Below are 14,511 nucleotides of genomic sequence, written 5' to 3'. Positions count from 1 at the left end.
CTTTGACAAGTATTTAAATTAAATAAAACTTTAACCTTCATATAACCTTTTACTACGGGTATATAAAAGTACACAAGCTAAATTAGATAACTTCTATCTTATTTTATATATGTTTTAAAATTTTTTATTTATCAAGTATTAGTACGTAAAAATATTGCTTGCTCTGGTGTTATTGACTTAACTAGTATTTACGCCTTGATAAAAACGCAAACTCTTGCAAACAGGGAAGATTACATTACTGCATCCTTAATTTTTACACTATTTTATACTGATTTATTAACAGTATTTTACTATGCTGAACAATTTACTACCAAAATTACATCTATATGTCAATACGTATTTTTAAGTAAATTCGTGTTAATTAAATTTCAACTTTATATTGACGATATTCATGGCATCATGCAAATATAAAGCTTGGACAGCTAACCTTAGTAAGATGTATGTAATACATGCATGCCACGTAAGCGCACTGACAACTGCCCTTCCAGTCCATAATATTCAATACCCAATTCTTTTGAAAAACAGAGTATTACAAAAGTTTGTGATCTATGTATGCTTTGAAACAAGAGAGCTAATTTTTATACTACTATCATTGAATCTCTTGCTGCCTTAACAAACAAATAAATACCAGGATACTGAAGAATCAAAAAAATCAATGACTCTTACAAGTTATGTCAGTTCTCCTGCCAATACTAGGTTGCCCAACATAATCCGCAGCCTACCGATATTGCTCTTGTTAGGGGATATTCTTGGGTTGCTCGTTTGTTTAGCGATCGCCCAATGGTTGCGTTTAGATCAACCTTTACATTGGCTCAATCCATTGCCTTACGGATTTGTCTGCATGACACTTGCAGCACTTTATTTAGCAGATGCGTACCATCCAGATCGGCAAATTGCAGGTTTAAGAGCGCCTGCTCGAATTATTATTTGTAACATTGCGATCGCATTCTTTATTTCTGCCCTAATTTACTTGTCAGGTATTGGCAAACATAATCCAATATCGTGGCGGAGCGTCTTCTTACCTAGCATCGGGATCTTTACCATTTGGGCAGTAATATTGCGCGTAGTAGCAGTGAAATGGGTGCGATCGCACGCCCTTAAAAGTCGTTGGTTAATACTAGGAGCAGGGGATCATGCGATTAAATTTGCACAAAAACTGCTGGTACTTAATCCTTTAGGAAAGTTGACTGTTCTAGCAGAAGAAAATCAAACAACCATAGATTTACCAAAAAGCAATCTGAGTTATCAGGGAAATCTGAGCGATCTGTCGCAATGGAGTCAAGAATCCTGGTCTGGGGTCATAGTTACAGCTCAGATAAATTTTTCCCAATCTCAAGCACAACAGTTAATGCAAATGCGGTTGCGAGGTATTCCAGTTTATACATTGCCGGATGTTTACCAAACATTTTGGTATAAACTTCCTTCATCGCTCCTACAAGATAAATGGTTGGCTTTTAGCGATGGTTTTAACCTAATGCCTGGTTACTTCAGTATGAAACTGAAGCGAGTTGTCGATCTCATATTGATCCTCTTTTTACTAGTATTAGTTGCACCACTTCTGTTGTTGGTTGCATTACTAATTAGATTAGATAGTCCTGGCCCAGTATTGTACAGTCAGCAGAGAAGTGGGTTGTACGGTAAACCATTTAGAGTTTATAAATTTCGCTCCATGTATCAGGATGCAGAAAAGTTGGGGGCGCAGTGGGCTAGTCAACGCGATCCACGGATCACTAGACTCGGATACTGGCTACGTTTGTTACGTATTGATGAATTACCTCAAATATGGAACGTCTTACAGGGTGAAATGAGTCTGATTGGGCCTCGTCCAGAACGGCCAGAATTTGATGTCAAACTCAAACAAGCCATTCCCTACTATGAAGTACGCTATTTGGTAAAACCGGGAATTACAGGCTGGGCACAGGTTATGTATCCATACGGAGCATCTATTGAAGATGCTTACGAAAAGCTTTCTTACGATCTGTATTACATCAAAAATTATTCCATTTGGTTAGATTTAGCGATCGCCTTCAAAACGATTCGAGTTGTTTTGTTAGGTAAAGGTAGATAAGGAAAAGGAAATGAAAAAGAAAATATTGGTAACTGGCGGTGCTGGTTACATTGGCTCCCATGTAGTTCGTCAATTGGGGGAAGCTGGTTATGATGTCGTGGTTTACGACAACTGCTCTACAAGTTCACCAGCATCCGTACTACACGGGAAATTAATTATTGGGGATTTAGTAGACACCGGGCATCTTTATCAAGTTTTTGCCCAGCATGAATTCAGCGCAGTCTTACACTTTGCCGCTAGTCTGATTGTTCCAGAATCAGTAGCTCATCCACTCGATTACTATGCGAACAACACCCGCAACACTTTAAATTTGCTGCGCTGCTGTAGCGTAATGGGTGTTAACAAGTTCATTTTCTCCAGCACAGCAGCAGTGTATGGGGAAGTAGAAGAAAATCCTGTTACTGAGTTGAACCCTACACAGCCGATTAATCCTTACGGACGTTCCAAGTTGATGAGTGAATGGCTGATCCAGGACTATGCAGCAGCATCTTCAATGCGCTACGTAATTCTACGTTACTTTAATGTAGCAGGTTCCGAACCACGTGGACTATTGGGGCAAATGTCACCGAATGCCACTCACTTGATTCGGGCTGCTTGTGATGCGGCACTCAAGCGTAAGCCAGAAGTACGAATTTTTGGTACTGATTTTCCTACGCCTGATGGAACCGCAATCCGAGACTATATCCACGTAGAGGATTTGGCGACTGCTCATTTAGATGCTTTAGATTACTTAGAAAAAAGAGGTGAAAGCCAAATTTTCAACTGCGGTTATGGGCAAGGATACAGCGTGCGACAAGTTATTGAGAGAGTCAAGGCTATTTCTGGTGTCGATTTTCCCGTTATTGCCGCACCACGTCGTCCGGGCGATCCTGCCTGTGTTGAAGCTTGTGCTGATAAAATCCGTAGAGTTTTGGGTTGGCAACCAAAGCACAATGATTTAGACGAAATTATCGACACAACTATTACTTGGGAAAAACATAAGAGTAACTTGGCAAGACAAAGGCATCTAAATATGGCATACGCATAATTAAAACTTGGCACCTAATTAACCTTCTTTTTGGAATTTAGATAACTTGAATTCGACGGCTCATATAGTGTCCCTATAATTGACTCAATCAAAAAATTTCCACGTTTAGATAGGCATTATTTTTAAATAAAGGCACGCAATTACTTATGTTAAAGGCGGCTGATAATTCAACATCTAACTCAAAACCTTTTTCAATCAACTCTTTACCCGAACTGCATTTTTTCAAGTACTCTAGTAAATCCTGCTGAAAAGCCTGAAATGTTGTCACAGCAACTTCAGCTTCTGGTGATAGATTGCCATCTAAATAACTAAGAATTGCCCCAGCACCAATTAAATCTTCAAATGCAGGACGTAAACTACCATCTTCTTTCCACCTCTCACCGGCAGGAATTACAGCGATTTTGTCGCCATACTTTTGAGCAAACTGCGCTACAGCTTGGCAATTTCGCAAGCAACCAGCCAAAGTTGGTATATTTCCTGTATGTAAAGTCAGAAATGAACCATTAGGTGATGGTAAAACTAGTCTGGTTCCAGCAGGAATTTCAGCTACCGATTTTGGCGAGAGAGAATATCCAGTTGTAGTCCAACGTTGTCTATGACTTGCCAATTCTGCTTGTACTGACTTGGCATAATCTATGGCTGATTCATCTCTATATGCGTAGGGAAAAATTATCGCGCCGTTGTTGGTGGCAATTTCTACACAAGTAGAAAAAGAGAGAACATCAACTATCACAACTACATCACTGATGGGAGCAAGTTCAGCAACTCCTTGCGGTCCCCATTCACAGCGTAAATTGAACTCTGATTGGTTATAAATCATTGGAGCGGCAAAAGACAATATGATAAAAATCAAACCATAGATAAGTAAAGCAGTGTAAATTCTTAAAGGTTTGTAGTCATCTACGAGTAGCTAAAGAAGATATTGTATTAGGATTTCATGCTCCTTATAAACGCCAATTTACTGACTTTGCTGTTGGATAAGTAGTAGAAAATAAGCAATAGTAATCTTTGCTCTAATCATCCACTATCCGCTAAACTCAGAAATGCTGCGTTATTCCTCATCATGTCCGATTCCCAAACCGTTAGTGCTGCTGTTGCCAAACTCTACAATACATATCCGTTTCCGCCGGAAGCCCTGTTGGACGAACCACCTCCAGGCTATAACTGGCGCTGGAATTGGCTAGCCGCTCATAATTTTTGCACAGGTCAAAAACCCCAAAGGCAAGATATTCGGATTTTAGATGCAGGTTGCGGTACAGGGGTAAGTACAGAGTACCTGGTTCATCTCAATCCCCAGGCTTCTGTTGTAGGAATTGATCTCAGTACTGGGGCTTTAGATGTAGCAAAAGAACGTTGTCAACGTTCTGGTGCTACCCGTGTTGAGTTTCATCACCTCAGCTTGTTTGATGTGGAACAGTTACCGGGTGAATTTGATTTAATTAACTGTGTTGGTGTTTTGCACCATACCTCCGATCCGATTCGCGGTATTCAAGCTTTGGCGCAGAAGTTAGCCCCAGGCGGCTTGATGCACATTTTTGTGTACGGAGAGTTGGGACGCTGGGAAATTCAACTCATGCAAAAAGCGATCACACTTCTGCAAGGTGACAAAAAAGGCGACTACCGCGATGGTGTCCAAGTCGGACGACAAATATTCGCTTCTCTACCAGAAAATAATCGAATTGTCAAATACGATAAGCAACGTTGGTCATTAGAAAACCACAAGGATGAAAACTTTGCGGATATGTACGTTCATCCCCAGGAAATTGACTACAACATTGAGACGCTGTTTGAATTAATTGATGCTTCAGGATTGGAGTTTATTGGTTTCTCGAATCCGAGTTTCTGGGATTTAGAGAGACTTTTGGGCAAAGCACCAGAGTTAGTAGAACGGGCAAAAGGATTGAGCGATCGCCAGCTTTATCGCCTGATAGAATTACTAGATCCAGAAGTAACTCATTATGAGTTTTTCCTTGGCCGTCCTCCCTTAGTTAAAACTGACTGGTCAGACGACAAAGCTTTATTAGCAGCGATTCCCGAACTTAATCCTTGTATTGAAGGATTTCCCAGTCAATGCTTCTTTAACTACAATTACCAGATTGTTAATTTATCTGAACCAGAGTTTGAATTTATGCAAAAGTGTGATGCGAATTCAACGGTTGCAGAGATTTTGGTTGATGTGCAACTGGGATTAGATGAAGTAAGAAAACTTCTTCAGCAGCAACTGATATTATTAACACCTGCTTAATCGGCCTCCAATTCAACACTGGCTTAATAAAAGCAATTTATACTTATGGTGATGAGCGATCGCCCATCACCACTTTTGGTAAATTAATGTAGATTAGGAAAGTGCCCAACAAACGGGTATTCTAAATCCCAAAAGTTGGAGTTTTCTGAAATTCAGCAGTGGTGCGCTGCTTAATGACAAGCCGCTACTCTCCGATTTCTGATTTGCGGTACGCCCATACACTCCTCAAGCACCAGTTGATTTTATTGACACCCAATTACTTCAAACACCAAGATGCTATGTAACGACTTTGGAGGACAATACTCTACTCAAAAAAGCTGGAATTGGAAGAAATTTTGAATTTTTAGGCAGCTATTATTCGATTATTGACCCACACAGTCTTTTACATCATCAGCCGCTCTCTCGCTTCTGGAAGCGCGATTTTACTAACTGTGTAACGTTGCCAAGAAGTTAATTGTTTTTTCCTAAAGTATTGTTACCGGATCGTGATATGATTCAGCTGACTGAATGTGCAGTCATCATAATTTAACTGTACTGGTTTCAAGTCTCGTGAGCTTGTCAGACGAATCAATTGCGCCCACTCCGACAACGCAACAAGATGCTAAAACTGATTCTGGAGACACAGAATCAGGTAACTCTATGCAAGAGTTTTATCAACTCTTCCAGCGATTGTTGGTAATCACGCTTGTCTTGACGGGGGTTATTTTTATCTCTGTGTGGATTTTTTATTCCTTAAACATTGCCCTAAATTATTTAATTGGGGCGTGTACAGGTGTGGTTTACTTAAAAATGTTGGCTAGAGACGTTGAGCAACTTGGTAGTGAAAAAACCAGTTTGAGCAAAACTCGTTTTGCTCTATTTATGGGAGTCATGATCGTGGCAACTCAATGGCGTGAGCTACAGATTTTGCCCATATTTTTGGGATTTTTAACTTACAAAGCCACGCTCCTCGTCTATATGGTGCAAATTGCGTTCATTCCTGATTCTTAAAAAGTCAGGCTCACAAAGATAGTAATCCCATCCTCGATCGTTGGGGAAAATGCTTGAAGAATGCAAATGCTTAGTGTCTTAAACGCCTTTAATTCTTTTCCCCTCGCCGAATTAGAAGTAGGTCATCATTTCTACTGGCAGTTGGGCAATCTTAAAATTCATGGGCAAGTTTTTCTCACCTCATGGTTTGTGATTAGCATTTTAGTAGTGGCTTCAATAGCTGCTACTCGCAACGCACAAAGAATTCCCAAGGGCATCCAAAATTTGATGGAATACGCCCTAGAATTTATTCGTGATTTGGCCAAAAACCAACTTGGTGAGAAAGAGTACCGCCCTTGGGTGCCATTTATTGGCACATTATTCTTGTTTATTTTCGTATCGAACTGGTCAGGTGCGCTAATTCCCTGGAAGCTCATCAAGCTACCTTCAGGCGAATTGGCAGCTCCTACCAATGACATCAATACGACTGTTGCATTGGCACTGCTAACTTCATTAGCGTATTTTTACGCGGGTTTTAGCAAGCGGGGTTTAGGCTACTTTAAGAAATATATAGAGCCAACACCCGTTTTGTTGCCGATCGCAATTCTCGAAGATTTCACCAAGCCCCTCTCCCTAAGCTTCCGGCTATTTGGTAATATTTTGGCGGATGAATTGGTAGTAGCGGTGTTGGTGCTGCTAGTTCCTCTATTTGTACCTCTGCCTGTAATGGCCTTGGGTTTATTTACCAGCGCCATTCAAGCCCTGGTTTTTGCCACCCTAGCCGGAGCATACATTCATGAGGCAATGGAGGGGCATGGCGGAGATGAGCATGAGGAGCATTAAACTTCTCAGTTGATAGCACAGTTTCAAGAGCATATTCGCTCAAAACATCGCAAAGCGCGATCAAAGAACTCATGTGCAGCGTGAAAACCACGTTTCTAATCGTTAACGTACTTTTGTTAGTTTTGTAATCAAAGCAAGGAAAATCAACATGGATCCATTAGTTCAGGCTGCTTCAGTTCTCGCTGCTGCTTTAGCGATTGGTTTAGCTGCAATTGGCCCTGGTATTGGTCAAGGTAACGCTGCTGGACAAGCAGTAGAAGGTATTGCTCGTCAACCTGAAGCAGAAGGAAAAATTCGCGGTACTCTGCTATTAACCTTGGCATTCATGGAATCTTTGACTATCTATGGTCTAGTAATTGCCCTGGTATTGCTGTTCGCTAACCCCTTCGGCTAATACCTGAAAATTTTTGCGAGTGTGGAGACGTGAATCATCACGCCTCTACAATCAAAACGTTTTGGGTATCTCAATAGTTATAATGTTCAGTTGACCCTTGTTGGCTATGGGTCTCTAAAATATGAAAGGTTGGATGATGTTGCTAGCCATGAAAACTGCTACTCCAGCCAAAGAGGAGACAAATGTTTGATTTCGATGCTACCTTGCCCTTCATGGCATTGCAATTCCTGCTATTAGCAGCTGTGTTGAATGCAATTTTCTATAAGCCACTGACCAAGGTACTAGACGATCGCGATAATTATATCCGAACGAATACCCTTGAGGCGCGGGAGAGCTTGGCTAAAGCCGAGCGCTTGGCTACCGAATATGAGCAGCAACTCGCAGACGCTCGCAGACAATCGCAAGCTACTGTAGAAGCTGCTCAACTTGAAGCTAAGAAAATTACTGCCGAAAAAATTGCTGAAGCCCAAAAGGAAGCTCAGTCTCAACGAGAACAAGCTTCTGTTGAAATAGAACAACAAAAGCAACAAGCTTTTAGCACCTTAGAGCAACAAGTTGATGCTCTAAGTAGGCAGATTCTAGAAAAACTATTGGGGCCAACTCCAGTTAGATAAGCTAACGAGATTGGTTCTGTGTAAAGCATACGCGCAACTGGCCCCTAGTCCAGAGCGCAAAATTTAAGTGTCAAAAAAGGCACTTTTTCCCTTCTTGGGAAAGATACTTAATTTCCTGACAGGGAAAAGATACTTAAATTTCCTTCCCTTGGGGAAAATACAACGTATTAGCAAGCGAGCAGCGCACTTGTAAATGGGTATCATGGGGACATTCTTATTACTTGCCGCAGAAGCGAACGCTGTTCACTCTGAATTGGCAGAAGGCGCAGCAGAAGGTGGTTTCGGTCTAAACCTAGACATTTTTGAAACCAATCTGATCAATCTAGCGATTCTGGTTGGCATACTATTCTACTTCGGACGTAAAGTTTTAAGCAATATCCTGAACGAGCGACAATCCAATATTGCCACCGCAATTCAGGAAGCAGAAGGGCGCTTAAAAGAGGCAAAGACCGCCCTTTCCCAAGCGCAAGAGCAGTTGAAGCAATCTCAAGCAGAAGCAGAACGTATCCGCCAATCGTCCGTAGAAAATGCTCAAAAAGCGAAAGAAGCCTTGTTAGCGAAAGCAGCGCAAGACGTAGAACGCTTGAAACAAACAGCAGCAGCAGATTTAAACAGCGAAACCGAACGAGCGATCGCTCAACTACGGCAACGAGTTGCTACACTAGCATTGCAAAAAGTCGAATCGCAACTCAAAGGCGGGATTGCCGACGATGCTCAACAAAGTTTAATTGATCGTAGCATCGCACAACTGGGAGGCAATGTATGACAAGTCAGGTAGCGGCAGCCGAAGTAGCCCAACCTTACGCACAGGCACTTTTGTCAATAGCGCAATCGAAAAATTTGACAGAAGAGTTCGGGGAAGATGCGCGGACTTTCCTGGGACTGCTCAGAGCAGACAAACAGCTACACAACTTCTTCAGCAACCCGTTTATTCAGGCTGAGAACAAAAAAGCTCTCATCAAACAAATACTCGGTGAAGGCTCTAACCCCTACTTACGCAACTTTTTGTTGATACTAGTAGACAAACGCCGCATTGCATTCTTGGAATCGATTTTTCAACAATATCTGGCGCTGTTGCGGCAGCTGAATCAAACCGTATTAGCGGAAGTAATTTCAGCCGTTCCCCTCACAGAAGCTCAACAGCAGGCAATCACCGAAAAAGTGATTGCCATCAGTAATGCTCGCCAGGTAGAACTAGAAACAAAGGTAGACAGTGAGTTAATTGGTGGTGTGATTATTAAAGTAGGTTCGCAGGTAATTGATGCCAGTATCCGGGGTCAGCTGCGTCGCCTTTCATTACGCTTAACTAATAGCTAGAAGGTTAGGAGTTAGAGAGACACGATTAATCGCGTCTGTACAGGAGTTAGAAGTTAGGAGTTAAGTAAATAGTAATTTATTTTGACTTTTAACTTGTAATTTTTGCATTTTTAACTTATAACTCCTAACTCTTAACTCCTAACTGAATTAATTTTTCCGTCTCGAAAGCAAACAAGATAGACACATGAGCATATCAATTAGACCTGACGAAATTAGCAGCATTATCCAACAACAAATCGAGCAATACGATCAAGAGGTCAAAGTTGCTAACGTTGGTACTGTCCTACAAGTAGGTGACGGTATTGCCCGGATCTATGGTCTGGAAAAGGCTATGGCTGGGGAACTCTTAGAATTTGAAGATGGCACAATTGGCATCGCCCAAAACTTAGAAGAAGACAACGTGGGCGCGGTGTTGATGGGTGAAGGGCTGGAAATTCAAGAAGGTAGTTCTGTAACCGCTACTGGTAGAATTGCTCAAATTCCAGTAGGAGAAGCCTTAATTGGAAGAGTTGTAGACGCTTTAGGTCGTCCCATTGATGGTAAGGGAGACATCAAATCCTCAGAAAGCCGTTTGATTGAATCTCCAGCGCCTGGTATCATTGCTCGTCGATCTGTACACGAACCTATGCAAACGGGGATTACAGCTATTGACTCAATGATTCCCATCGGTCGCGGTCAACGGGAATTGATTATTGGAGATCGCCAAACCGGTAAAACTGCGATCGCGATCGACACCATCATCAACCAAAAAGAAGAAGATGTAGTTTGTGTGTACGTTGCGATCGGTCAAAAGGCTTCCACCGTAGCTAACGTGGTGCAGACATTGCAAGAAAAAGGCGCGATGGATTACACCATTGTCGTCGCCGCTAGCGCCAGTGAACCAGCAACACTGCAATACCTAGCTCCTTACACAGGCGCAACTATTGCCGAGTACTTTATGTACAAAGGCAAAGCTACCCTAGTAATTTACGACGATCTTTCCAAGCAAGCCCAAGCTTATCGCCAAATGTCCTTGCTGCTACGTCGCCCACCCGGACGCGAAGCTTACCCCGGAGATGTATTTTACATTCACTCTCGTTTGTTAGAAAGAGCCGCCAAGCTAAGTGATGAATTAGGTAAAGGCAGCATGACCGCCCTACCAATCATCGAAACCCAAGCTGGTGACGTTTCGGCATACATCCCCACAAACGTAATTTCCATTACCGATGGTCAGATATTCCTATCTTCTGACTTATTTAACGCTGGTATCCGTCCAGCTGTGAACCCAGGTATTTCGGTATCCCGCGTGGGTTCTGCGGCGCAAACCAAGGCAATGAAAAAAGTTGCCGGTAAGATTAAATTGGAACTAGCCCAATTTGACGACCTGCAAGCCTTCGCTCAATTTGCTTCTGACTTAGATAAAGCCACTCAAGACCAGTTGGCACGTGGTCAACGGTTACGCGAACTCCTCAAGCAACCACAAAATTCGCCACTCTCGGTATACGAGCAAGTAGCAATTCTTTACGCTGGTATCAATGGTTACTTAGATGATGTACCTGTAGATAAAGTCACCACCTTTACCCAAGGTCTGCGGGAGTACTTAAAGACTGGTAAAACCCAGTATGCCGAAGGAGTAAGAGCCTCCAAAGCACTAGGTGATGCAGAAGAAGCTGCCTTGAAGGAAGCACTTACCGAATACAAGAAGACCTTCAAAGCAGCAGCGTAATTAGTCATTAGTCATTAGTCATTAGTCATTAGTAAATAACTTAATGGCTATTGACTGTTGACTGTTGACTATTGACTAAGGACTTAGAACTTAAAAATATGGCCAATCTAAAAGCAATACGCGATCGCATTCAGTCGGTCAAAAACACCAAAAAAATCACAGAAGCCATGCGTCTCGTAGCTGCGGCTAGAGTGCGTCGGGCGCAAGAGCAAGTACTAGCGACTCGCCCCTTTGCCGATCGCTTGGCACAAGTATTGTATGGTTTGCAAAGCCGTCTACGGTTTGAAGAAGCAAACCTGCCACTGCTGAAAAAAAGAGAAGTTAAGTCAGTCGGGCTGTTGGTAATTTCAGGCGATCGCGGTTTATGCGGCGGCTACAATAATAACGTTATCCGTCGTGCAGAAAACCGCGCCAAGGAAATCAAGGCAGAAGGTTTAAACTATCAATTTGTGATCGTCGGGCGCAAAGCTACACAGTACTTTCAACGCCGTGATCAGCCAATTGATGCCACCTATAGCGGCTTAGAGCAAATTCCCACCGCAGCCGAAGCCAATCAGATTGCCGATCAACTACTTTCCTTATTCCTTTCGGAAGAAGTAGACCGCATCGAATTAATCTATACCAGATTTCTTTCCTTGGTTAGCTCCCGTCCTGTAATCCAAACCTTACTGCCCCTCGATCCGCAAGGTCTAGAAGCGGGTGATGACGAAATCTTCCGCTTGACAACCCGTGGCGGTAAATTTGAAGTCGAACGGGAGAAAGTGGCTAGCCAAGTCCGCGCGTTGGCTCCTGACATGATTTTCGAGCAAGATCCAGTACAGATCCTCGATTCTCTGTTGCCCCTGTATCTGAGTAACCAGCTATTGCGGGCGCTGCAAGAATCTGCGGCTAGTGAACTAGCAGCGCGGATGACAGCTATGAGTAATGCTAGTGAAAATGCGGGCGAATTGATTAATACCCTCACACTGTCTTACAACAAAGCTCGACAAGCTGCCATTACCCAAGAACTCCTAGAGGTTGTAGGTGGTGCTGAAGCACTAACTTAGGAAAATATTTGTTGTGGATTATGGAAAATAGCCAATTGCTAATGGTTTTAAAATTAGCGATTGGCTATTTTGACTAAGTAAAGCCATATATTCTGACTTTGATAAAAGAAAGGCAGGAGGCAGGAGGCAGAGGGCAGAAGGAAGAAAAAGGTACAAACCTTGCACGCCACTTGCTCATCTTGACTACGAGCCAAGACCGCAGTGGCTCCCCTTGTGGGCAAAAAAATTAAAAACATTCTTTGCGAAAGCGTTGCGGCACGAAGTGCAATGCGTCGCACGAGAAAAGATGTGTCCTTGTTCAAACCTCTTCCCTTTATGGGAGAAGTTTCCCTCCTGCCTCTTGCCTCCTGCCTTCTGCCTTGCCGCCTTTAGCGGCATTGATAATTACGAATTACGAATTACGAATTACAAATTCAAGAATCGCGTATTATAATCGAAGTATGAAGCGCATGGGTCCGTCACGGTTTCGACAGGTTGGCGAACGCTGCTCTGTGATTCAGGTCGAGAGTGAGTCTCCTCTCGGAAATCAAAGGCTCAAACAAAAAGTAAATGCGAATAACATCGTTAACTTTGCTCGTAAGGATGCTCTAGTAGCTGCCTAAACACCTCTTATAGGTTCGAGCGTCTTTAGTCTGACTCCGTTAAGGACTGAAGACCAAACCCCAACGGATGCTCTAGTAAGCGTTCTCTGGTTGGCTTGCTAGCTAAGATTAAATCAGAGAATCCTACGTTCGGGATAATGAACGATTCCCGCCTTGAGGGTCAGAAAGGCTAAACCTGTGAATGAGCGGGGGGTCAATACCCAATTTGGACAGCAGTTCGACTCTGCTCGGATCCACTAAGAATAAATAACAAGTCCACCTGATAATCTTATATCAAGGTGGATTTTGTTTTGTGCTGTCTAAATATGTTAAATCAATAGACCGAATGCAATACGGTTCGGATAAGCATTTTTCACTTTCCTTGTGGTCTGGGTAAAGGGGCAAGGATGTATTCAAAACATGAGTCCCTTTCCCCTTTCCCCTTTAACCGAACCGTATTGAGACCGAGTGGAGCCAAGAAAGGAAGCAATTCAAAATCCAAATCTAAAATTAGTGGACTTTCAGCATTTTCTGATGAAAGGATGTTCATTTTGCCCTACTTAAATTATTTAGCACTTTGATATACCTGAGCCACATCACTATCAATGTGCTAATTTTTACCAAAGTTTATTCAGGCTATTAAAATCTTCTTGGTCTGCATCATCAAGGTTCAAAGCAAAAGTTCGACGTTCTAAATCCTTGCTTTGCTAATTGCTGCAAAACCTTGTCCGGTGATTTAATCCGTAACAGAGCCCCAGCAGCCTTTGACTTTGGGAGAAACGCCAAAGCGATCGCCTCTTCAGTTTTACTATTACTATCGTTGTAGTAAAGATATGCGATCGCCTACCAATCCTGGCCCAACTTTTGCATTGAGGAAATTACCAAGAGTGACGAGAGGCTTTAATGATTCTGTTCTTGAGGTTGTTTGCGTGCAGTTCCAAACCTTCTTCCCCTTTGTTTAAGTACCCGTCGTAACCGATCTGCACTCAAGCTTACCTGGCGTTCAGATGCCAGTTTTTTTGCTAATTGTTTAGAGTTATAAGTCTGTGACTCTTGAGCTAAACAATTTTCTAGATAAACCAAATCTGATTCTGAATATCGAGGTTTTCCACCTCGGCCAGGAGCATCCCACAGACCTGCTAAACCCATCTTTTCCCAACGATGAAGGGTTTGACGTACTGTTGAAATTGCCCAGTTTAAACCTTTAGCAATTTGCTCATTTTTTAAGCCACGATTATTTAGCAGTAAGACTTGAGCCCGATCCTTGGTACGTTGAGGAACATGTTTGGCTTTTCTTAACTCTTCTAAAGTCAGCTTTTCTTGCTCAGTTAGAAAGACTTTTAATCTGCATCCCATAATTAATAACCTTTTACACAGTTAATCGTTGCCATCTTTTCTTAAGAATTTGTTAGCGTTATTCTAATTAATGTCTAAAGTCGATAATAAAGGACTGTATCATTAAAATTCTCCAATTATTCCTATGACTACGGTGATTTATCGAAACTTTAAAAATAATTTTTACGCTATTTTCTATTGGAATGAGAAGAAAAACATATATATAGAAGCCTTCTTCCTTTTTATTCAACTCATCTCTGGAAATTTTTCTTAACTATATCCAAAAAATATCTATTTCCTCGACTTCACATAAATTTTATATTTCACATAACAATATTATTGCTTGAAACAAAAATATATTCAATAC

The 14,511-nt window shown here is 42.1% G+C and carries 13 protein-coding genes, 1 other RNA gene and 1 pseudogene; 13 read left to right on the top strand and 2 right to left on the bottom strand.

What is annotated here, in order from left to right:
* Positions 1-655: 655 nt before the first annotated feature.
* Complete coding sequence (locus tag G1O98_RS30520) at positions 656-2,068, top strand: sugar transferase (RefSeq protein ID WP_163936163.1); 1,413 nt, start codon at positions 656-658, stop codon at positions 2,066-2,068.
* A gap of 10 nt (positions 2,069-2,078) precedes the next feature.
* Complete coding sequence (gene galE / locus G1O98_RS30515) at positions 2,079-3,095, top strand: UDP-glucose 4-epimerase GalE (protein ID WP_163936160.1); 1,017 nt, start codon at positions 2,079-2,081, stop codon at positions 3,093-3,095.
* Positions 3,096-3,183: 88 nt separating this feature from the next.
* On the opposite strand, the gene G1O98_RS30510 is transcribed toward galE, so the two are convergent.
* Positions 3,184-3,915 (bottom strand): 2-phosphosulfolactate phosphatase, encoded by a 732-nt coding sequence (locus tag G1O98_RS30510; RefSeq protein ID WP_163936157.1) that lies wholly within the window; start codon positions 3,913-3,915, stop codon positions 3,184-3,186.
* 92 nt (positions 3,916-4,007) lie between these two features.
* On the opposite strand from G1O98_RS30510, the pseudogene G1O98_RS40300 reads away from it, so the two are divergent.
* From G1O98_RS40300 to ssrA, 11 genes and pseudogenes are all read left to right on the top strand, one after another.
* Positions 4,008-4,076: pseudogene (locus tag G1O98_RS40300) on the top strand (element excision factor XisI family protein); the annotation flags it as partial.
* An 82-nt stretch (positions 4,077-4,158) separates the two neighbouring features.
* Positions 4,159-5,340: a class I SAM-dependent methyltransferase gene (locus G1O98_RS30500; protein WP_163936154.1), complete on the top strand. Its 1,182-nt coding sequence runs from the start codon at positions 4,159-4,161 to the stop codon at positions 5,338-5,340.
* Between the two features lie 507 nt (positions 5,341-5,847).
* Positions 5,848-6,330, top strand: coding sequence for an ATP synthase subunit I (locus G1O98_RS30495; RefSeq protein ID WP_163936151.1), 483 nt, complete (start codon positions 5,848-5,850; stop codon positions 6,328-6,330).
* 60 nt (positions 6,331-6,390) lie between these two features.
* Positions 6,391-7,152 carry a F0F1 ATP synthase subunit A gene (gene atpB, locus G1O98_RS30490; RefSeq protein ID WP_175586935.1) on the top strand — a complete coding sequence of 254 codons (762 nt, stop codon included), beginning with the start codon at positions 6,391-6,393 and terminating at the stop codon, positions 7,150-7,152.
* A gap of 148 nt (positions 7,153-7,300) precedes the next feature.
* The gene (gene atpE / locus G1O98_RS30485; protein WP_012411162.1) at positions 7,301-7,546 is read left to right on the top strand and encodes an ATP synthase F0 subunit C; all 246 of its coding nucleotides are present in this window, start codon (positions 7,301-7,303) and stop codon (positions 7,544-7,546) included.
* Between the two features lie 182 nt (positions 7,547-7,728).
* Entirely contained in the window at positions 7,729-8,160 is a 432-nt protein-coding gene (locus G1O98_RS30480) for a F0F1 ATP synthase subunit B' (RefSeq protein WP_163936148.1), read from the top strand.
* Positions 8,161-8,353: 193 nt separating this feature from the next.
* Positions 8,354-8,926 carry a F0F1 ATP synthase subunit B gene (locus tag G1O98_RS30475; protein ID WP_114086143.1) on the top strand — a complete coding sequence of 191 codons (573 nt, stop codon included), beginning with the start codon at positions 8,354-8,356 and terminating at the stop codon, positions 8,924-8,926.
* Entirely contained in the window at positions 8,923-9,477 is a 555-nt protein-coding gene (gene atpH, locus G1O98_RS30470; protein WP_163936145.1) for an ATP synthase F1 subunit delta, read from the top strand. Before G1O98_RS30475 ends, atpH begins: the two co-directional genes overlap by 4 nt.
* Before the next feature lie 184 nt (positions 9,478-9,661).
* Positions 9,662-11,182, top strand: coding sequence for a F0F1 ATP synthase subunit alpha (gene atpA, locus G1O98_RS30465; protein ID WP_114086145.1), 1,521 nt, complete (start codon positions 9,662-9,664; stop codon positions 11,180-11,182).
* Between the two features lie 98 nt (positions 11,183-11,280).
* Positions 11,281-12,228, top strand: a complete 948-nt coding sequence (locus tag G1O98_RS30460; protein ID WP_114086146.1) for a F0F1 ATP synthase subunit gamma — start codon at positions 11,281-11,283, stop codon at positions 12,226-12,228.
* Positions 12,229-12,679: 451 nt separating this feature from the next.
* Positions 12,680-13,069: a transfer-messenger RNA gene (ssrA, locus tag G1O98_RS30455) on the top strand.
* Between the two features lie 640 nt (positions 13,070-13,709).
* Here the strand turns inward: ssrA and G1O98_RS30450 are convergent.
* Positions 13,710-14,165, bottom strand: coding sequence for a helix-turn-helix domain-containing protein (locus tag G1O98_RS30450; RefSeq protein WP_163936142.1), 456 nt, complete (start codon positions 14,163-14,165; stop codon positions 13,710-13,712).
* Positions 14,166-14,511: the final 346 nt, after the last annotated feature.

It is taken from the genome of Nostoc sp. UIC 10630 (genome assembly GCF_010747425.1).
In the GTDB taxonomy this organism is placed as follows: domain Bacteria; phylum Cyanobacteriota; class Cyanobacteriia; order Cyanobacteriales; family Nostocaceae; genus Nostoc.
Note: the sequence above shows the minus strand (reverse complement) of the source record. Positions and strands in the feature narration are given on the sequence as shown.